The sequence below is a fragment of the Ruegeria arenilitoris genome (assembly GCF_013030985.1).
Taxonomy (GTDB): domain Bacteria; phylum Pseudomonadota; class Alphaproteobacteria; order Rhodobacterales; family Rhodobacteraceae; genus Ruegeria; species Ruegeria arenilitoris_B.
This window is the reverse complement of sequence record NZ_WPYP01000012.1, coordinates 23,530-44,135: the sequence shown is the minus strand read 5'-3', so window position 1 is coordinate 44,135 and position 20,606 is coordinate 23,530. Positions and strand designations below refer to the sequence as shown.

Sequence of the window (20,606 nt, the reverse complement as noted above, 5' to 3'; positions counted from 1 at the left end):
TCATCTGACGATTCACACTTTCTGCCGACCGGAGGCCTGTTTCACCATGCTGGATGCTGACCTTCTCTGGACACCCAGTGTCGAACAAATCTCGCAAACCCGTCTTGCCGCGTTTCGCGACCTTGCAAGCCAGCAGGCGGGAAAGGCGTTTGACGCCCACGCGGATTTGCATCAGTGGTCGGTGGATCAGCCCGACGCATTCTGGCGTCTGGCATGGGAGTTCTGCGGTCTGGTCGGCGAGGCAGGGGACACGGCGCTGATCCCCGACGCTGATCCTCTGAATGTCCGCTTCTTCCCCGAGGCGCGCCTGAACATTGTCGAGGCTTTCCTGAAGAATCCCGACGACCGCGATGCCATCATCTTCTACGGCGAAGACGGTCGCCGCCTGCGTTGGAGTCGTGCCGAGCTGAAGCATGAAGTCGAGCGTCTGGCCGCCGCCCTGAAAGACGCGGGCATCGTCGCAGGCGATCACGTCGTGGGCTATGTGCCGAACATGCCGCAAACCGTGGCGGCCATGCTGGCGACGGCGTCGCTGGGGGCTGTGTGGTCTTCTTGCGCGCCTGAAAGCGGGCCGGATGTGGTTGTTGATCGCTTCGGTCAGATCGCGCCGAAACTGATGTTCGCCGCCGACGGTTATTCCTACAATGGCAAGATCTTTGACACGCGTGAGGCTATTGCCACTGTCGCCTCCCGCGTGCCGACGATCGAACAGGTCATTGTCTGGCCCTATGCGAAAGACGGCGCCGATCTGCCCGAGGGCATGATTGCCTATGACAAGTTCAAACCGGCTGATGCACCGGTGTTGGACTGCCGCCCCATGGGGTTTCGCGATCCGCTTTATGTGATGTTCTCGTCCGGCACGACCGGCAAACCGAAATGCATCGAACACGCGGGTGGCGGTACCTTGCTGCGCATGTTGGTGGAACATCAACTGCATTGCGACCTGCGCGCGGGCGATCGGATGTTCTATTACACCACCTGCAACTGGATGATGTGGAACTGGCAGGTTGCCGCGCTGGCCTCCGAGGCCGTGATCATCCTGTTCGACGGCAACCCGGCCTATCCGGGGATCACCCGCCTGTTTGATCTGGTCGAGGCGGAACAGGTCACCCATTTCGGTGTCTCGGCGAAATTCATTGATGCCGCGCTCAAACGCGGTGTTCGGCCGGTCGACAGTCACTCTCTTCCTTTCCTTCGTGTAGTGCTGTCGACCGGTTCTCCGTTGTCTCCTGACGGGTTTGACCATGTGTACCGGGACTGGAAAGCGGATGTGCAGCTGGCCTCGATCTGCGGCGGCACAGATATTCTGGGCTGCTTCATCGGCGGCTGCCCGACCTTGCCGGTACACAAGGGCGAGATTCAGGCCCCGATGTTGGGGCTGGACGTGGCCATGCTGGATACTGATGGCAACCCGGTGGCAGGTGTGGCCGGAGAGCTGGTGTGCCGCAATGCGCACCCGTCGATGCCCACCCGGTTCCTGAACGATCCTGGGCAGGCGCGGTATCGCTCCAGCTACTTCGAGACCTACCCGAACATCTGGCGGCAGGGCGACTTCACCATCCAGACGAACCACGGTGGATATGTCGTTCTGGGCCGGTCGGACGCGACGCTGAACCCCGGCGGCATCCGGATTGGCACCGCCGAGATTTACCGCCAACTGGATAAGTTCGAGCAAGTCGAGGACTCGGTCGTTGTCGGCCAGAACATCAACAACGATGTGCGCGTCGTCCTGTTCGTGACCACCCCCATGGATGTGACCCTTGATTGCGAATTGGTGTCCCGGATCAAATCCGAGATCCGCACCAACGCCTCACCGCGGCACGTTCCCGCAAAGATCATCAAAGTCGCGGACATACCGCGCACGAAATCCGGCAAAACCGCCGAACTGGCCGTGCGGGACGCCGTCAACAACCAACCCATCCGTGACCTGACCGGCCTGATCAATCCCGGCGCGCTGGCACAGTTCACGGACCACCCTGACCTTAAATGCTGATCGAAGGATACTCATCATGCCTCTCGCAATGAATCGTGAAGTTTTCATCACCTGCGCCGTGACCGGTTCGGGCGGCACTCAAGACAAATCCCCCCATGTTCCGCGCTCGCCCGAGCAGATCGCCAACTCGGCCATCGATGCGGCCAAGGCGGGTGCTGCCGTTGTGCACTGCCACGTGCGTGACCCTGAAACCGGTGCGCCGTCGCGCGATCTGGGCCTGTATCGGGAACTGACCGACCGTGTCCGCGACGCCGAGGTAGACGTGGTTCTGAACCTGACTGCTGGCATGGGCGGCGACATTGTGTTCGGTTCGACCGAAAACCCGTTCCCGGTCAACGAAGCAGCGACTGACATGATCGGTGCGACCGAGCGGATGGCGCATATCGCCGAATGTTTGCCCGAAATCTGCACCCTGGACTGCGGCACCATGAACTTCGCCGAAGCCGACTATGTCATGACCAACACCCCCGGCATGCTGCGGGCGATGGGTCAGATGATGACTGATCTGGGTGTAAAGCCTGAAATCGAAGCCTTTGACACCGGTCACCTTTGGTTCGCCAAGCAGCTGGTGAAAGAAGGCATTCTGGAGCCCAACGCGCTGGTGCAACTGTGCATGGGTGTGCCATGGGGGGCCCCGAACGACATCAACACCTTCATGGCGATGGTCAACAATGTGCCGTCCGACTGGACCTGGTCGGCGTTCTCGCTGGGCCGTGATCAGATGCCTTATGCCGCGCAATCGGTTCTGGCAGGTGGCAACGTCCGTGTCGGTCTGGAAGACAACCTGTTTCTGGACAAGGGCGTTCTGGCCACCAACGCGCAGCTGGTCGAACGCGCCGTGACCGTGATCGAAAGCATGGGCGCCAAGATTATCGGCCCCGATGCCGTGCGTGAAAAGCTGGGCCTGATCAAGCGCGAACCCGTTGCCAAAGGCGTTGCGGCATGAGCGCGCTGCAAAAAGCAACCATCGTCGGCGGCGGTGTGATCGGTGGGGGCTGGGTCGCCCGGTTCCTGCTGAACGGCTGGAACGTATCGGTTTTTGACCCGGACCTGGAAGCAGAACGCAAGATAGGCGAAGTGCTTGCGAATGCCCGCCGCGCCCTGCCAGCGCTCTATGACAAGGTGATGCCCGCCGAAGGTACACTGACCTTCCATGACGACATGGGCGAAGCGCTGGCCGATGCCGCATGGGTTCAGGAAAGCGTGCCCGAGCGTCTGGACCTCAAGCACAAGATCCACGCGCAGATTGACAAACTGTCGCCCGCGGAGGCGGTGATCGGGTCCTCGACCTCGGGGTTCAAGCCGTCCGAGTTGAACGAGCATGGCGGCCGCGTCGTCGTTGCGCACCCGTTCAACCCGGTCTACCTGCTGCCGCTGGTCGAGCTGGTGGGCAACGCGGAGACCTGCGCCAAGGCGTCCGAGATCCTGCGCTCGATCGGGATGTACCCACTGACCGTCCGCAAGGAAATCGACGCCCATATCGGTGACCGCCTGCTCGAGGCCGTCTGGCGCGAGGGCCTGTGGCTGATCAAGGACGGCATCTGCACCACCGAAGAGCTGGACGAAGTGATCCGCATGGGCTTTGGCCTGCGTTGGGCACAGATGGGTCTGTTCGAAACCTACCGGATCGCCGGGGGCGAAGCGGGCATGAAGCACTTCATGGCGCAGTTCGGTCCGGCCCTGCAGTGGCCGTGGACCAAGCTGATGGACGTGCCTGAATTCACCGACGAGCTGGTTGACCTGATCGCGGGCCAGTCGGATGCGCAATCCGGCCATATGTCGATCCGCGAATTGGAACGTCTGCGCGATGACAACCTGATCGGCATGATGCGCGCGCTGAAGAAAACCGGCAGCGGCGCTGGCGGAGTGCTGAATACGCACGAAGCCACCATGCCCGAACCGGCGATTGATGATCTGCCCGTCACCGTGGACCGCACCATCCCGCAAAGCTGGACCGACTATAACGGCCACATGAACGAGGCCCACTACCTTGAAGCCTCGGCCCAGGCGACCGACCGGTTCATGGCGATGATCGGCGCAGACGCGGACTATGTCGCCGCGGGCAACAGCTATTTCACCGTTGAAAACCACATGCAGTTCCTGGACGAACTGCACGCGGGCGACCGGCTGAAAATCACCACGCATGTGCTGCAGGGTGAAGGCAAGAAAATGCAGCTGTTCCATTGCCTCTATGGTGAGAACGGCCAACTGGCCGCCACCGTCGAGACCCTGCTGATCCACATGGACCTGAACGCCCGCAAGACGTCCCTGCCGTCCGAGGCCGTGGCCGCGAAACTCGCAACCTACGCACAAGAGCACGCAAAACTGCCTGCGCCTCGGGGCGTCGGCCGTCACGTGGGTCTGAAGGGCTAAGAAACGCATGTGCCGCCTCTTCCTCTCCCCGATTTAGAGACGGCATTCACTGGCGGATCGGGTCAGCAAAACCCGATCCGTTTTTTAGGAGAACTTATCCACCACGGCATAGCTTGGTCAGAAAGGGAGGGCTCGATGGACGAGCAACATAAAAACTCACATCTTGTGGCGAAGGAGGGTTTTTTTACCGGCCTTCACCCGGGAATGGGCATTGCGGCGAAAGGTATGATCGCAGCCTTTGTCATTTTCACGGTAATGAATGTGGAATTTGCAGGCGGGTTGTACAAATCCATCCGTAGCTGGATCGAAAACGGCCTGAGCTTTTACTACATCACGCTGTTTGCCATCGCGTTCTTTTTCTGCCTCTGGCTGATGTTCTCGAAGTTCGGATCGCTGCGTCTGGGCGATGATGACTCGCGCCCCGAATTCGGCAACTTCAGCTGGGTCGCCATGTTGTTCTCGGCCGGTATCGGGATCGGCATCCTGTTCTTCGGGGTGGCGGAGCCGATCTTCTACTTCGATAACTCGCAGGTCTGGGGTTACCCGAACAACCCTCACGCGGATCTGGCGGGCCACACGGAAATGAACATGCAGCGCGCCATTGACGCGATGCGTGTCACCTATTTCCACTGGGGTCTGCATGGTTGGGCGCTGTATGTGCTGGTTGGCCTGAGCCTCGCTTACTTCGGGTTTCGCAAGAAACTGCCGTTGACCATGCGTTCGGCTCTGTATCCTCTGATCGGTGAACGCATTTACGGCCCCTGGGGTCACGCCGTGGACCTGCTGGCAGTGTTCGGCTCGGTCTTCGGGATCGCCACCTCGCTTGGCCTGGGGTCAAGTCAGATGGTTACGGGCCTCAACGTGCTGTTTGGCATCGAAGGATCGACGGCGCTGCAGATCGGCCTGATCGTTCTGGTCAGCATCATCGCCATCGTTTCGACCGTATCGGGCGTCGGCAAGGGCATCCGTATCATCTCGGAATGGAACATCTGGCTGTCGATCCTGCTGTTGGCGCTGTTTGTTATCATCGGCCCGTTCCAATGGCTGATGGGCTTTTTCGTGACGTCCCTGGGCGATTACCTGTGGAACTTCGTTCCGATGGGTTTCTGGGCGGCATCCTCTGATGAACATATTGCCTGGCAGGGTGGCTGGACCATCTTCTACTGGGGTTGGTGGATCGCATGGGCACCGATGGTCGGCATGTTCATCGCACGCATCTCGCGCGGTCGCACGATCCGCGAATTCATGGTGGGCGTGCTGTTTGTACCGACCGTCATGGTGTTCTTCTGGCTGTGCATGTTCGGTGGCAACGCCATTTGGCAAGAGCTGCACATGGGCGCGGGTCCGGCCTCGGAAAACGGTGCAGGTGTGATTGCAACCGTGCGGAACTGGGATCTGCCCGCCGCGCTTTACGGCACCATCGGCAACCTGGGCGCTACCTCGTGGATGGGCGACATGGAATGGATGGCGTGGCCGATGTCGGCACTGGCAACCATCCTGCTGTTCTCGTGGTTCGTAACCTCGGCGGATTCGGGCACGCTGGTCATCACCACCATGCTTTCGATGGGCGACGATAACCCACCCAAGAAGTTCCGCATCATCTGGGGTGTCGGGATCGGTGCAACCGCGATTGCGTTGATGCTGGCGGGCGGTCTGGCCGCATTGCAAACAGCTTCGATCGCTGCGGCGTTCCCGATCTCCTTCGTGTTGATCGCAATGGTCTGGGGCCTGATGAAGTCGCTGAACGAGGACCCTTCGGCAGCCCCGATCCAGGAACAGAGTGTTGCGCCTGATGGCACAAGGCTGAACCAAGACCTTCACGCGTAACAGCCTGAAGTGTTATGCAAATCCACTGGGCGGTTCCGCCCAGTGGTCAAGGCAAAGATCTTGCCCAACCGGCTGTGCTTTCGAATGGTGCGCGTTTCGCGGGAATACGCATTTTTTGCGCAAATGTTCCGGAATCGCTCAACTTTGAATGGACGGTGCCCGGCGTTCTCTTTACCAATCACCAGAACAGAAAAAGCACGTGCTTAACGCCTGTGCAGGGGTATCAGAGACCGGAGCATACACTATGGCCCAAGGCCAAACGATTTCTATTCAGGATGCCTTCAAACTGGCGATGTCGCACTATCAGAAGGGCGAGTTGAAACCGGCGGCCACGTTGTTTTCCGAGATTGTCAAAGCCGCACCGGCCCATGCGCACGCGCATCAGATGGTCGGCCTCACCGCGTTTCTGGCAGGGCAGGGGGACGTTGCGGTCAAAGCCATGCGCGAAGCGGTCCGGCTGCAGCCGAACGACGCTGTGTTTCTGGCCAACTTCGTGGAAATCCTGCGCTCGGCCGGTGAACTGGACGAAGCCGTCGAAATCGGGCAGCGCGCAATCCGTCTGGCGCCTGGCAGTGCTGCGGCGCATTCCAACCTTGGCCTTGTCTACTATGACCAGAACAACCTGACCGAGGCCGAAGCCTCGCAACAGCGCGCGCTGGCGCTGGACCCCGATTTTGATCGCGCCATCAACAACCTGGGCAGCATTGCCCGCGATAAGGGCGACCGGGCAAAGGCGGCAGAGTTTTACCGCAAGGCGCTGCGGATCAACCCGGCCTCGTCCGAGACCGCCAACAACCTGATTTCCGTTCTGGTCGAGGACGAGAACCCTTCTGACGCCCGCGCCGTGGCCGAGGCGCAGATGCAGCGCACCCCGCAGGATGCGGAATTACACCGGAATTTTGGCAGGGTTTTCCTGTTGGAAAACGATCTGGACAAAGCAGAGGCCGCTTTCCGCAATGCGATTGCGATCAACGGGCAAAAGGCCGAAAGCTATGTGGGATTGGCACAGGTCCTATTCGAAAAGAACCACCCCAAGCTGGCTTTGATCGAGGCTGAAAACGCCGTGCGACTTGATCCGGACTGCGCCGTCGCCTTCCATCACGTCGCCATGGCCAAGGCCCATTTGGGCGATCTGACCGGTGCCATTGCGAGTTATGAAAAAGGGCTGGAGCTGAAACCGGACATGGCGGCCAGCCTGCTGGCGCTGGGGCATCTTGCGCTGGAACAAGGTGACGCTGATACCGCCCGCGCGCAGTTTGAACAGGCCGCTGAAACGGCAGAGGACAAGCTGGGCGCGTTGCTTGCATTGGCAAAGGTGGAAAAGATCACCCCGGACAGCCCGACCTTTCAACAGATGGAAGCCGCCCTGCCCACCGCCGCCGACATGCTGCCGCAAAAAGCGGCGGGCTATCACTATGCGATGGGCGAATGTTATGAGCAGTTGAAGCGGTACGATGAGGCGTTCCGACAGTTTGATACCGGCGCCCGACTGAAACGGAGCCTGGTTGACTATGACGCGGCTGAAACGGATCGGTTGACGGATGATCTGATTGCCACCTTTGACGGCAAGATGATCAACCGGTTACGCGGCTGTGCCGTTGAAAGTGACCGGCCGATCTTTGTGCTGGGGATGCCGCGATCAGGCACGACCTTGACTGAATCCATTCTGGATGCGCACGGCAATGTCTTTGGTGCAGGTGAACTGAACGACCTGCAAAACCTGTTCAGCCGAGTGGATGGCAATCCGGTCACGGTGCCGGACACCGTTAGGGCTCTTTCGGATGACCGGCTGAACCAGCGGGCCGAGGACTATATCGAAACGCTAACCGGGCACGCGCCTGCAATGCCGCGCATCGTGGACAAGATGCCCGCGAATTTTCAGCTGCTGGGCCTGATCCACGGTCTGTTCCCGAACGCCAAAATCATCCACGTGGCGCGTAACCCGTTTGACACCTGCTTGTCTTGCTACACGCGCCTGTTCGAGCGCAGCCAGCTGCACAGCTATGATCTGGTAGAACTGGGGCGCTACTATAACAACTATGTGCGCCTCATGAACCACTGGCACGATACGCTGCCCGAAGGCGCATTCCTGACGGTTCACTACGAAGCGCTGGTCGATGATATCGAGGCTCAGACCAAACGGCTGTTGGACTATTGTGGACTGGACTGGGACAGCAACTGTCTCGACTTCCATGCTCGGAAACGGCGCGTGCGAACCGCCAGCGTTCAGCAGGTGCGCCAGCCCCTTTACAGGTCATCCAAGGCCAAATGGTTGAACTATGAAAGCCAGCTTAAGCCGCTGGTCGAGACAATCGGCGACCTTGCGATAGATTTCTGAGCCTCGCGCCTGCCGGGCCGCAAGCCCGGCAGCTCTCGCTTCAAATGAAGGCAGGGTAGGGCGGTTGGCCCGCCATACCCGAAGATTCATGGTTTGACCGGTTCGACACCGGTCAGAAAGACCACCGGAGTCCGGCCCGGAAGTTCGGCCCCTGCGCGTCGCTGCCAATTTCCTGTTCGGCATTGGCTTCGAACTGCATGTTGGGGACGAACTCGTGCTCGTACCCGATCAGCACGCTGCCGCCGGTGAAATCGTTCGAGGCGAAAGACAGGCTTTGCGTGGTCGAGAATACCGTCACCAATGTATCGGAATCACCCAGATCCCGCCGCAGCACGCCCGACAGCTGGCCAACCAGAATGCCGCCATTGTCCAGCGCTCTTTCCGCATCGACACCCAAGCGGGCCTCGATCACTTCGGTGGTGCTGTCCCCGACGGTGGCATTGGCCGAGGAACCGGTCTCGGTATAGCCGTCGTCCTTCTGGCGGGTATAGCGCACATCGCCAAAGCCCATCAGCGAGAACGCGTTGCTGATATCGAATGGCCGTTCTGCCCCCAGATAGGCGGTCACCAGCGTGCTGTCATATTCAGCATTGGCATCGGCGCTGCCGGTGATTTCGCGGGACCGGTCGGTGGACAACCAGCCGAAACCCAGACCGGCCTCAACCGTATACAAGCCGAACTGACGACCTACAGAGGCATCCAGATACACGCCATCGGTGTCGAAATCCGTGGTGTCCGTATCCCCGTCCGAGCGGAACACGCCCAGCCCCAAGGCCAGCGCCAGACCACTGTCCAGTTGCCCGGAATAGCCGACGCTGCCGTTGAACAATGTGACATTGGTGTCCGTTCCTTCGTTTTCGAACTGGCGCGATGCGGCATCGATCATCACATAGGGGCGGAAGGGACCAAAGCTGATACCCGACACCCGACCGGTGGTAGAGTTGCGCGTGACCTGAGCTTGTCCCCCGTAGTTTAGCGCATTTACCGACCCATTAACCGCACCGCCATAAAAGGCCGTCACATCGGCCGACGTCAGCAGATCCGCGGAATCGACGCTGGCGTATACAGGCGCCGCACCGCCTTCATCCTGCACGAACCAGCCCGAGTGCCCATCCGAGACCGTGGTGGTAAACACCCCGGACCCTGCTGCGGCATCTTCGAAATAGAACACCGTACTGCCGCCATTGGCATCCAGATTGACGTCGTGATCCTGCACCCGGATCACCCCGCCGACCTTGTCGGTGCTGACCAGATTCAGGGTCCCGGTGCCGGTGCCCAGATAGATCGCATAGGCATCGCCAGCCTCAGACGTTGCCGAAATACTGCCGACTGCCGTGATTTCACCATCAAAGTTGTCGAAGTACAGGCCATAGGCGTGGACCATGTCGCCACCCGAAGCGGACGCCTGAATGACCCCGCTGTTCGAGAAATTGCCCTGCATGTCTTCGATATAGAACCCTGCAGCGGTGCCGTCGGCGCTGGATGTCGGATTGACCAGCGCAGCTGTCGCCGTCACGGTTCCCGAGTTGAAGACATCTCCCGCCATCGTATCGTAAAGCAGAACGGCCTGCGCCCGCGCGCTCTCGGCCCCTTGTGCAAAAGCGGTGATGTCGCCGCTGTTTTGCACTGACCCGCTGGTGCCGCCGCGTATGTAAATGCCGCGAGCCGAGGAATCCTCGGTCGGTGACACGCTTTGCGCGGTGATCGTGCCCGAATTGGTCAGCGAACCATCAAGCCCGTCCCGGATGAACACACCTGCCACGTAGGCACTGTGACCCTGCGCCTGAACCGCGATTGTGCCGCTGTTGCTGACGTTACCGTTGACGCCTGACCCGGTGTAAAAGCCGTAAGCCTGCGCCTCGGTGTCCTGAGATGTCGCGTGTGCTGTCACCGAGCCCGAATTCGAAAAGTCTCCGTTTACGGTTTCTTCGACATTGAACCCATGGGCTTCAGCTTCGTCTTGTGCCGAGGACTGCACGGTTACCGAGCCAGTGTTTGTGATGCTACCGTTGAAGTCGTCGACGCTGCCATCGCCACCGACATAAAATCCGTTGGCGATGGCAGTATTATTCGATGAACTCGCCGTGGCGGTAATTGCACTTTGGTTGCTGAAGTCGCCCGTCATCCCGTGTTGCGAGTAGACCCCCGATGCAAGCGCCTGTTCTTGGGCTTCAGCCTGAACTGCCATTGATCCTGTGTTCGTCACAGTGCTGTTGGGCGCTTCATGATCAAAGTAGATCCCGTAGGCGTAGGCATATTCTTCATCGGAACTGGCCTGCACCGCGAAAGAGCCGGAATTGTTGATATCCGCATCCACCGCGTCATTTCGGGTCAGAACGCCATAGGCATGCGCCTCTTCCTCGCCCGCATCCGCAATGGCAAGGACGGTGCCGGAATTGTTCAGCGCACCGTTCCAGTGCTGATTGACGTAGACCCCGGCAACGGTGGCTTCGGTTGCGCCAATCCCCTGAACCGAGATCACGCCCGTATTGACGATATCGCCATCCAGCCCCGAAATGATGGAAATGCCATACCCCAGCGCATCCTCGGTATGGCTTTGGGTGACAATCGAAATCGTGCCCGCATTCAGGATGTCTACCTCGGCCTCACCGGACACTCTCAGCCCGATCGCCTCGGCCTCACCACCGGCGTTTGCCTGCAACGTAATCACGCCGCTGTTGCTAACATCCTCAGTGACACCGTCGCGGATGCTAACGCCATAGGCGTCCAAGTCATCCTCATCCGTGTGGCCGATAACCTGAATCGTGCCCGTGTTCGAGAATGCGCCGTCCAGACCGCCATCGATCCGGATGCCATAGACATCAGCCGAGGTGACACTGTCGACTTCACTGCGGATCAGGCCGGTGTTCTTTGCACCCATGGCCAAACCGTCATGGGCGTACAGACCATAAGCATAGGCTTGCTTGTCCTCAGCGGTGCCTTTCACCGAAATGGTTCCGGCGTTGCTGAAACCACCGAGCATTGGCCCGGTGACATCCACACCCATCACCATGACATCCTCGTGGTTTGTCCCCGAGGCCGATGCCTCGACAGAGATGCTGCCGGAATTCGCGAAAGTGCCTACCAAGAGGCCATCAACGTGGAAACCCGCAGCCTCTGCCGTTTCGACCCCTGCAGCCGAGACCGAAACCGAGCCATCGTTTAAGATGTGGCCGGTCATGCCAGAAATCGAAAGCAATCCATAGGCATATGCGTTCGACGAACTGGCAACGGCTTCGGCCTGGATAGAACCGGTGTTGTGGACGCTCCCCATCAGGCCTCCGCCGACACGCAGTCCGGCTGCGTTGGCTGTTTCGGATCCTGCATGTGCAACAGCTGCAACACTGCCAGAGTTGGTGATGCTGCCCGTCAGGCCGCTTGTGATGTCCACACCGCTGGCCCGCGCGCTTGAGCCGCTGGCATCGGCCTTGACCGTGATGTCGCCCCCGTTGTTGAGGTCGCCTGCCAGACCGCCGGCGATGTCGATGCCGTTGACCGAAACCTCGCTAAATCCCGAGGCGTCCACGGAGATCGTGCCGGTGTTCGTGACCGTCCCCGTCAGGCCGCTGCTGACATCAAACCCATCTGCACGTACTTCTGTTGACCCAGTTGCAACCACCGTAACAGTGCCAGAGTTCGTTAGGTTTCCGGTCATCCCGCCAGCGATGTGCAGGGTCTCAGCCGATGCCCGGCTGAAACCACCAGCCGCGTTGATCGAGACTGTTCCAGAGTTCGTGAAATTACCGTCAAGCCCACTGGAGACATTGAAAGCTTTGGCATCGGCCGCCGACGTGCTGGTGGATTCAACGGTGACCGTTCCGGTGTTCGTGATGTCCCCGGTCATGCCACTGCTGACGTAAAACGCGTCCGCATCGCCTTCGCTGAAGCCGCTGTTGGCTTTGACCGTAATGCTCCCGGAGTTCAGGAAGTTGCCGGTCAGACCGCTGCTGACATAAAACGCGTCCGCATCGACTGATGAAGACCCCGCCGCGTTGACAGTCACCGTATTGGAGTTGGTAATGTCACCGGTCATCCCGCCACTGACATAGAACGCATCCGCGTCGGTTTCGTTAAAGCCGCCCTGCGCATTGATCTGGATGCTACCCGAGTTCAGAAAACTGCCCGTCAGACCGCTAGTGACATAGTACCCATCGGCGTCAACGGATGAAGACCCCGACGCTGCGATTGTCATCGTGCCCGCGTTGGTCACATTCCCCTGCAGGCCGTTGAGTACGCGGACTCCATCGGCATCTGAACTGGTTTGGCTGTTGAGAGCCTTTACCGTGATGTTACCTGAATTCGTCACGTTGCCTGTCAGGCCATTGTCGACCTGTACGCCTGTGGCCTGTGCTGTTTCAGCTCCGGAATTGGTCTGAACGGTGATGGTGTTCGAATTGACGATGTCTCCGTTTACCGCGCCCTCTACATGGACACCGGCCGCCGAAACGCTGGCACCGCCGGTCGTTGATGCACTTAGAGTTCCGGTGTTGCTGATGGTGGTGTTGACGTCATCGCCAAACAGCAGCGCCACCGCTGTCGCGTCCGAAGACCCCGCTGCTGCCACAGCGGAAATTGTTCCCCCGTTTTGAACCGTTCCGGTTGCCTGAACACCGTCCTCGAACCCGGCGCCGACGGCGACTGCATCGTCTGCAATAGTCGCGGCGTTGGCCGACAGCGTACCGCTATTCTGGAACGTCCCGCCAAAATCGCCGTTGGTCAAAAAGCTCATCGCCGTGGCATTGCTGGTCGCACCGGCAACCGTTGCGTTGATCGCGCCATTGTTCACGATCTGGCCGGATGGCAGCACCTGAGTGTCCACCAGCAGGCCGATCGCCGTAGCATTGGCTGTTGCCGACACGGTGCCATCGTTGGTCAGGGTGTTGGAATAAACCGGGTCGAGCGTCACGGCGGGGGCCGTGGCCGTGGACACCATCACCGAGCCGGTGGAGGTGATGCTGTTATCCTCGTCATTCAAGAACACCACCGGAGAGGTTTGCGGAGTGGAAATAACCTCTGCCAGGGCCATTCCCGACGGCACTGTCCCTATGGATGCCGAGGCCAGGAACACTGAAGGTGCAATGCTGGCAATCCTGCCTTTCCACTTAACAACACGACCACCTCTGGCCACGCGCGCCTGCACGGACCGCCCCAAACCGCCTGTATTCACCGATGTCTCCCCTCAAAGACTTTTTTATTAGCTAGAGGGCTCCCTAAGAACGAAACCCGGCCTAAATGTGGCAAAGTCAGGCGGTGTGAACGTTAATTTGCACGCGGTGTCTCAATCGGAGCTTTGGAAGTTTCAAGCTGATATTTAGCAGCAATTTCAAATTGATACACTTGAACGCGAATTGGTCCGCAGGTTGAAGGCATGTTCGGAACCAAACCCGCAGACAGTGACCTCCCGGACCAGGCCAACCGGCGGGAAAACCGGGCGGTGTATCGAATTTTTCGACCCTCTTGCACGCACGCCCAAAGGCAGAAAGCGGCATTGAACAGGTCATGCAACATCAGGTGCGCAGGTTCTGCGCCCACCGTTACTGAGCAGCTTCCTTGTCCGCAGCATAGTGCGACAGGAACATGTTCACACAGTCTTCCATTATGCCCGACGTATCCTGCCGCTCGCCCAGCAGATAGACCGGCCAGAAAAAGAACGTCTTGACCAGACCAAGAAGCTGGCTGGCCGCATAAGAGGGATCGGCCTTGCGCATGGTTCCGGCCTCCATCGCCCCGGCGATGAGCTGCGTGATCGGGTAATTATGCGTCGTAAGTTCGGCATAAAATGCCTGGGCACGGTCGAGATCTCGCAACAGTTCTGCGTTGACCATGCGGTTCAATCCCAACGTCTCTTTGTCGGTAATCACTATGACGGACTGTTCAAGCGCGTCTACAAGCTATGCATTCAGGTCACGATCCGCGTCATAAGGGACCGGCGCCATGACGCAGTTTCGCTCGATCATGATCTGGGCGATTGCCTCGAACAGCGCATCCTTGCTTTCAAAGTGGTTGTAAAGCGTTCGGCTGGAAACTCCGGCACGTTTGGCGATTCTTGTCGTGTTGGCGCCATGAAACCCATGTTCGCGGAACTCTTCAACCGCAGCTTCGATGATATTTTGTCTTTTTTTTAAGTCAGTTTCATAAGGCGGCCCACGGGGTGAAACTGCGCGTTACCTGTCAGTGCGCATCAAGCACACAATGCGCAAAGCTTTTGAAACACCGATTGCCAACAGCTGACCACCAACCCTCTTGCTGTGTGTCAGCGATGGATTGCGGCTTAAACGTCTCTGATTGTTCGAGAAATCGCAACGACACTGCCTCGAACCGTCACGACTCTCACGACGCAGGGTCATCCTGCGCCCAACTGCTGATTCAATGGGGTCCGCGGCGCATTCAGATCGTCAGGCTGTCAGTTTTTTAGACTTCAGTTCTCGATAATGCGGAAGGTGATGATCGAGGTATCCGTGCAGTTGCGGCGCGGTTGCCGCCTGAGCTTCGAACCTGTCGATCTGGCGCTGGCGCTCACCTTCCTCGATCGGGCGGATACCGGTCGCGTGGCTCACGTCTCCGTGCCATCCTTCGACTTGGCCCCAATCTCGTGGCACATCACCTTGCCAGTCAAAAGCGTGATCCGCAGGAGCCAACCCCCATGCGCGCCACAGTGCACCCATCACACCGCGAGGGTCGTCCCGCATATCCTCGGCCGAAATGACCGGAGCGGCCTGACCGGTGGCTGCCTTGATCCCGTCATACAGCTGCCGCTGCGCCTCAAGGCCGATTTCCTCATCCGTCACTTCGGGGTCCAACCGGTGGTATGACGCAATCGAGGCGACGGGATCGCGCACCAGAAATCCGTGGGTCAAGCGGTTGAGAAACGCCGTGTCTTCAAGAATGTGAGGCAATACGTAGTAGGCCATGTCCTTGAAAAACACCGGACGGGCGTCGGCCCGGGACAGAAGCATGTCCCGAATGTCCTCATACCGCGTGGGATGGCCTTCCTGAACATCGAAATGCGGCATGACACGCCTTTTGCGATGCACGTAATAGTCATACATGAACGGCTCGTGGGCGCAGTCCATATCGCCGCGTTCCCGCATGATCCGCTCGGTCGCGGTGGACATGGAGCGGGGATGAGACCAAAGCACGATAATCGGGTGTGTCGCCATGGGGTAACCTCAGTTCTTCAGGCGGTTGTTGTCCGGGTCATAAGGCGGGCGGTCAAGAATTACCGCGCCGCGCCTTTGGCCCAGAACCTCGACACTCAACCCGTCCCGCGCGGTCGGGTCGCGCAAATAGGCCAGCGCCAGTGTCTTGCCGGTGCGATGCCCGAAAGCGGCTGAGGTGACGATGCCGGCAACCCGGTCGCCCTGATAGACACCGTGGGCGTAATAGGGATCGACGTTGGTGGTTTCCACGTCCAGCAGCACCATGTCCCAGCGATCTTCGGCCCGCATCCGTTTGGCCAGAGCGTCCTTGCCGATGAACTCATGATCCATCTTGATCATCGGACCTGCACCGGTTTCCGCCGGGGTGCGCTCGGTGGTGAAATCCGCACCCCAGGCACGATAGCCTTTTTCAATCCGCATCGCGTTCATCGCATAGGCGCCGAAAAAGCCCAGGCCATGCGGTTTCCCGGCGTGTTCCACGGCGTCAAACAGGTCCGGCATGTCCTTGGATTTCACATGCAGTTCCCAGCCAAGTTCGCCGACATAAGATACTCTCAGTGCCCGCACTGGAATGCCTGCCATGTCGATTTCACGCACGGATAGCCATGGGAAACCGACACCCAGGTCAGCATCGGTAAGCGCCGCCAACACGTCCCGCGATTTCGGCCCCATCAAACCGAGCACCCCGAAGTCGTCGGTTACGCGGGTGATCGTGACGTCAAACCCCTCGGCCCGAGCGCGCAGCAGATCGTCATCCATCTCTTCCGCGGCTGCGGCAGAGGTCAGATAGATGTGATCTTCTGCCAGAACCGAGACGGTAAATTCCGACTGCGTCCCGCCTGCTGGGGTCAGGGTATGGGTCAAGCCGATCCGTCCGGGCTTCGGTGCCCGGTTCGCGCCAATGTTGTCCACAAAGGCACGGGCATCGGGGCCGGTAATGTCGAACTTGGCAAACACCGACATATCCGCCAGACCGACGCGATCGGCGACGGTTTCACATTCCAACGCTACCCGGTCAAACCAGTTGGACCGCCGGAAACTTGGTACAGCTTCGTCGCCCAGCGTGCCCGAGAACCAGTTGGGCCGTTCCCAGCCATAGGCCGCCCCCATCGCCGCGCCGCGTGCGATCATCCGGTCGTGGATCGGCGACAGCCGTTTGCCGCGCGCGGCCGGGCGTTCTTCGTGCGGGTAATGCACGCCGAATTGCAGGCCGAAACACTCGATGGCCTTCTGCACGCGATAATCGCGGTCGGCCCAATTACCGAACCGGCGGCTGTCCACGGCCAACGCGTCCATCGGCGGCGCACCGTGCGTCATCCAATGGGCCAGGAACCAGCCGGCACCACCGCCCTCCATCACTCCCATCGAAGACCCCGTCAGCAGCCAGGCGTTGGGCAATCCGTGGGCGGGACCGATCAGCGGGTTGGCATCCGGAGTAAAGGTAATCGGGCCATTGACCACCGATTTGATCCCGCCGGTTTCCAGTGCCGGAATGCGCGCCATCGCCATCATGATGATGTCCTCGACCCGGTCCAGATCAGGCGGCATCAGGTCGGCGCCAAAATCCGGCGGACAGCCGTCAATCGACCAGGCCTCGGCGTTCTTTTCATAAGGGCCAAGGATCAACCCGTCACGTTCTTGCCGCACGTACCAGCTTTCTTCCGGGTCGCGGATCATCGGCAGTTCGGGCTGGCCTGCTGCGATCCGATCAGCCACGGCACCCACCGTGTCGGTCACAAGGTATTGGTGCAGCACTGGAACCGAGGGGATGTTCAGCCCCATCATCTGGCCAACTTCCCAACCCCAGGTGCCCGCAGCATTGACCAGATGGCGCGTGCGGATGGTGGTCTTTTCGGTCTCGACCACCCAGAATTCCCCTTCGCGCCGGATTGAGGTCACAGGGTTGTAGCGCAGGATCGTGGCACCATTCCGGCGCGCCACTTGCGCCATTGCATTGGTTGCCAGCGTCGGGTCCACATGGCCGTCATCGGGTTCATATATCCCACCTAACAGACCTTCGGTCCGGGCCAGTGGGTGCAGACGTTTCACGTCTTCGGGGGTCAACATCTGCAGATCATAGCCGGTGAAGCGGCTCAACCCTGCCACGTGGGCAAACTCATCCATGCGGTCCGGGTTCGAGGTGATCCGCATCGCGCCCGAGCGGTGAAAGCCGCAGGTGCCGCCGGTCTCTTCCGGCAAGATATCACGATACAGCCGGACCGAGGTGGCGCGCAGTTCCTGAATGGTCGGGTTATGGGCGAAATGCGTGCACAGCCCCGCCGCGTGCCAGGTTGACCCGTGGGTCAGATCGTTCTTTTCCGTCAGCACCACATCCGACCAACCCGCCTTGGTCAGATGGTACATCAGCGACACCCCCATGGCGCCGCCTCCGATGATCAGGACCTGAGCCTGTGTGATCGTCATGATTTCATCCGTTCATTCTTAGGGTCAAAAGGCGGGCGCATCAGCGGGATCGCCGGATAGTGTTTACCGGCCACCTCGATGGTGAAGCTGCGGGCGCAGGTTTGGGGCAGGGTTTCCCCCGGCCTGATTTCGACCAGCCCCAGCGCGTAAGTCTTTCGGGTGCGGGCACCCCGAGCGCCCGAAGTGGTGGCACCGACCACGCGACCGCCTTCTTGAATCAATTCGTCATGCAGAATGAGCGGCTTGTCCGGCAGCTCAAAGATCACTGCGCGGCGACGCGGGCCTTTGGTCTTTTCCCGGGCCAATGCCGCCTTGCCCAGAAACTCTGTGTCCCATGCCACGGCGAAGCCCAGTCCGGCCTCCAGCGGAGAAATATCGGGGCCAAGATCATGACCCCAATGTTTGAACCCTTTCTCGATCCGGCACCCGTCCAGCGCGAAATGACCCATCGGCCGCGCACCTTGCGCGTAGAGTGCATCGAATACCGGCCTGCCGTGTTGAGCGGGAATATAAAGTTCCCACCCCAACTCTCCGACAAAACTCACCCGCAGCACACGGCAAGGAACGCCTGCCACAACAACATCGCGGGCCGTGGAGAACGGGAACTTACGCCAGTTGGCATCAGACAATGCCGCCAGAGTATCGCGCGACCCGGCCCCCATCACGCCGATCACCACCTCGTCTTCGGTGACATCTCGGATTACCACGTCACGCCCTGCGCCGTGACGCCGGAGCCACGCAAGGTCCCTCTGCCGGGTTGCTGCCCCGGACACCATGCGGAAATGATCCGAACCAAGCCGCAGCACGGTGACGTCGGCCTCGATGCCACCGCGAGCATTCAAAAGCGGAGTATAGACCGCACGCCCGGGCGCAATATCCAGATCGGCAGTCGCCAGGTATTGCATCAGCGCCAGCGCATCCGGCCCGGTGATGTCGAACTTTCCGAACGGAGACAGATCGATCAGAGCCGTTCCCTGCTCCATGATTGCGGCTTCGCGATGGGCGATTTCCTGCCAGGGCTGTTCACCGATGGAGTAGGGCAGCTCCCGTTCGCTAGCGTCCCGCGCATACCACAGCCCGCGTTCCCAACCTGCGGTGAGGCCAAATTCGGCCCCTGCCGCCGCCCATTTGTCATGCAAAGCCGATTTGCGCAGACCACGCCCGGCCTTGGGCTGTTTGAACGGCCAGTGCAGGGCAAAGGCGTCGCTGACGGCTTCTTCCATCCGGGATTCGATATGGCTGGCAGCAGCAGCCAGCGGATCGACGCGCGCCACATCGACCTCCCAAAGGTCCATCGGCGCTTGGCCCTCGATCATCCATTCGGCCAGAACCCGGCCAACACCGGCCGACGACATGACACCGACTGAATTCATGCCCGTCGCCACATACAGCCCGTCCACTTCGGGCGTCTGACCGATCAGGGGGCGCGTGTCATGAGTAAAGCTTTCGGGGCCGTTCATGAAATGCTGAATGCCCGCCTCGGCCAGCGCCGGGATCAATTCCAAGGCACCCTCCATGAAGGGTATGAACTGATCCCAATCCTCGGGCAGCTCCAGAAACGGGCGGTCTCCCTCGGGGCCAAAAGCATCCCAGCATTTCGCATTCGGCTCAAAGCCACCGATCACCAGCTTGCCCGCGTCACCTTTGACGTAAAAACCACGGTCCAAATCGCGCAATACCGGATAGGGGTTGGGTAATCCGGCCATCGGCTCGGTGACCACGTACATATGTTCCACCGCCTGCAGGGGCAGGGCGACGCCCGCTGCATCGGCCAGTTTCCTGGACCAGGCTCCGGCACACAGCGCCACACGATCCGCGAACAATTCGGTCCCGTCGGCCAGAGCTACACCTTTGATCCTGCCGCCCTCGGCCAGCAACCGGTCCACCAGCACGCCTTCGCGGATCTGCGCCCCTTTGGCACGTGCGGCCTTGGCATAGGCCATGCACAGGTCCACGGGGTTTACGTTGGCGTCCTCCTCAACCCGCAATGCGCCGACCAACCCATCTGTGCTGAGGCCGGGGACGTCGATTTGAATGGGGGACAGGATGGATGGCGTCAGCCCAAAATTCCGGCCCAGCGACGCAATGCGATGCAGTTCATCCATTCGGTTGCGGTCACGCGCCAGCCAATAGCCACCGGTCCGACGATACCCCGTGGACAGGCCACATTCCTCTTCCAACTGCGGGAAAAGCGTTCCGGCATACATCGCCAGTTGGGTCATGTTCGGCGTCGCACGCAGCGGACCGACAATCCCCGCCGCGTGCCAGCTGGTGCCCGAGGTCAGCTGATTTCGCTCAAGCACCTGCACTGCCGTCGCCCCGGCCGAGACCAGGTGATAGGCCAGGCTCAGCCCGATCGCGCCGCCGCCGATGATGATGGTTCCCGCCATGTAGGGCACTCCTCGCTCTTGCCGTCCATGTTCGCCGCGGCATCAGGGGGATCAAGTGTCGTCTATCATCATAACTACAACTAATGATAAGCAGAGCTTGC

The 20,606-nt window shown here is 59.9% G+C and carries 10 protein-coding genes and 1 pseudogene; 5 read left to right on the top strand and 6 right to left on the bottom strand.

Annotated features, from left to right (window positions below; translation table 11 throughout):
- Positions 1 to 46 precede the first annotated feature (46 nt).
- The 5 genes from GOX88_RS20045 (at position 47) to GOX88_RS20025 (ending at position 8,531) form a co-directional block, all read left to right on the top strand.
- Positions 47 to 1,993 carry an acetoacetate--CoA ligase gene (locus GOX88_RS20045; RefSeq protein ID WP_170406108.1) on the top strand — a complete coding sequence of 649 codons (1,947 nt, stop codon included), beginning with the start codon at positions 47 to 49 and terminating at the stop codon, positions 1,991 to 1,993.
- 16 nt (positions 1,994 to 2,009) lie between these two features.
- The gene (locus tag GOX88_RS20040; RefSeq protein ID WP_170406105.1) at positions 2,010 to 2,939 is read left to right on the top strand and encodes a 3-keto-5-aminohexanoate cleavage protein; all 930 of its coding nucleotides are present in this window, start codon (positions 2,010 to 2,012) and stop codon (positions 2,937 to 2,939) included.
- Positions 2,936 to 4,366, top strand: a complete 1,431-nt coding sequence (locus GOX88_RS20035) for a carnitine 3-dehydrogenase (RefSeq protein ID WP_170406103.1) — start codon at positions 2,936 to 2,938, stop codon at positions 4,364 to 4,366. The genes GOX88_RS20040 and GOX88_RS20035 overlap by 4 nt, the downstream gene beginning before the upstream one ends.
- Before the next feature lie 135 nt (positions 4,367 to 4,501).
- On the top strand, positions 4,502 to 6,193 hold the full coding sequence (locus GOX88_RS20030; RefSeq protein WP_170406100.1) for a BCCT family transporter: 1,692 nt from the start codon (positions 4,502 to 4,504) through the stop codon (positions 6,191 to 6,193).
- A 244-nt stretch (positions 6,194 to 6,437) separates the two neighbouring features.
- A complete protein-coding gene (locus GOX88_RS20025; protein WP_170406098.1) occupies positions 6,438 to 8,531 on the top strand; it encodes a tetratricopeptide repeat-containing sulfotransferase family protein in 2,094 nt (697 codons plus the stop codon).
- A gap of 112 nt (positions 8,532 to 8,643) precedes the next feature.
- Here GOX88_RS20025 and GOX88_RS20020 read toward each other — a convergent pair whose 3' ends face one another.
- The 6 genes and pseudogenes from GOX88_RS20020 to GOX88_RS19995 all read right to left on the bottom strand — a co-directional run bounded on the left by GOX88_RS20020 (position 8,644) and on the right by GOX88_RS19995 (position 20,505).
- On the bottom strand, positions 8,644 to 13,698 hold the full coding sequence (locus GOX88_RS20020) for a hypothetical protein (protein ID WP_170406096.1): 5,055 nt from the start codon (positions 13,696 to 13,698) through the stop codon (positions 8,644 to 8,646).
- A 367-nt stretch (positions 13,699 to 14,065) separates the two neighbouring features.
- Positions 14,066 to 14,398: pseudogene (locus GOX88_RS20015) on the bottom strand (TetR/AcrR family transcriptional regulator C-terminal domain-containing protein); the annotation flags it as partial.
- Positions 14,399 to 14,422: 24 nt separating this feature from the next.
- A complete protein-coding gene (locus GOX88_RS23780; RefSeq protein WP_367648090.1) occupies positions 14,423 to 14,635 on the bottom strand; it encodes a helix-turn-helix domain-containing protein in 213 nt (70 codons plus the stop codon).
- A 291-nt stretch (positions 14,636 to 14,926) separates the two neighbouring features.
- On the bottom strand, positions 14,927 to 15,691 hold the full coding sequence (locus GOX88_RS20005) for a hypothetical protein (RefSeq protein ID WP_217354264.1): 765 nt from the start codon (positions 15,689 to 15,691) through the stop codon (positions 14,927 to 14,929).
- 9 nt (positions 15,692 to 15,700) lie between these two features.
- Positions 15,701 to 18,115 (bottom strand): GcvT family protein, encoded by a 2,415-nt coding sequence (locus tag GOX88_RS20000; protein WP_174826194.1) that lies wholly within the window; start codon positions 18,113 to 18,115, stop codon positions 15,701 to 15,703.
- Entirely contained in the window at positions 18,112 to 20,505 is a 2,394-nt protein-coding gene (locus GOX88_RS19995) for a GcvT family protein (RefSeq protein WP_170406086.1), read from the bottom strand. Before GOX88_RS19995 ends, GOX88_RS20000 begins: the two co-directional genes overlap by 4 nt.
- Between the last annotated feature and the right edge of the window lie 101 nt (positions 20,506 to 20,606).

Coding starts and splice junctions, on each gene's coding strand:
- GOX88_RS20045 (WP_170406108.1), top strand. CDS start 47: ATGCTGGATGCTGACCTTCTCTGGACACCCAGTGTCGAACAAATCTCG.
- GOX88_RS20040 (WP_170406105.1), top strand. CDS start 2,010: ATGCCTCTCGCAATGAATCGTGAAGTTTTCATCACCTGCGCCGTGACC.
- GOX88_RS20035 (WP_170406103.1), top strand. CDS start 2,936: ATGAGCGCGCTGCAAAAAGCAACCATCGTCGGCGGCGGTGTGATCGGT.
- GOX88_RS20030 (WP_170406100.1), top strand. CDS start 4,502: ATGGACGAGCAACATAAAAACTCACATCTTGTGGCGAAGGAGGGTTTT.
- GOX88_RS20025 (WP_170406098.1), top strand. CDS start 6,438: ATGGCCCAAGGCCAAACGATTTCTATTCAGGATGCCTTCAAACTGGCG.
- GOX88_RS20005 (WP_217354264.1), bottom strand. CDS start 15,691: ATGGCGACACACCCGATTATCGTGCTTTGGTCTCATCCCCGCTCCATG.
- GOX88_RS20000 (WP_174826194.1), bottom strand. CDS start 18,115: ATGACGATCACACAGGCTCAGGTCCTGATCATCGGAGGCGGCGCCATG.
- GOX88_RS19995 (WP_170406086.1), bottom strand. CDS start 20,505: ATGGCGGGAACCATCATCATCGGCGGCGGCGCGATCGGGCTGAGCCTG.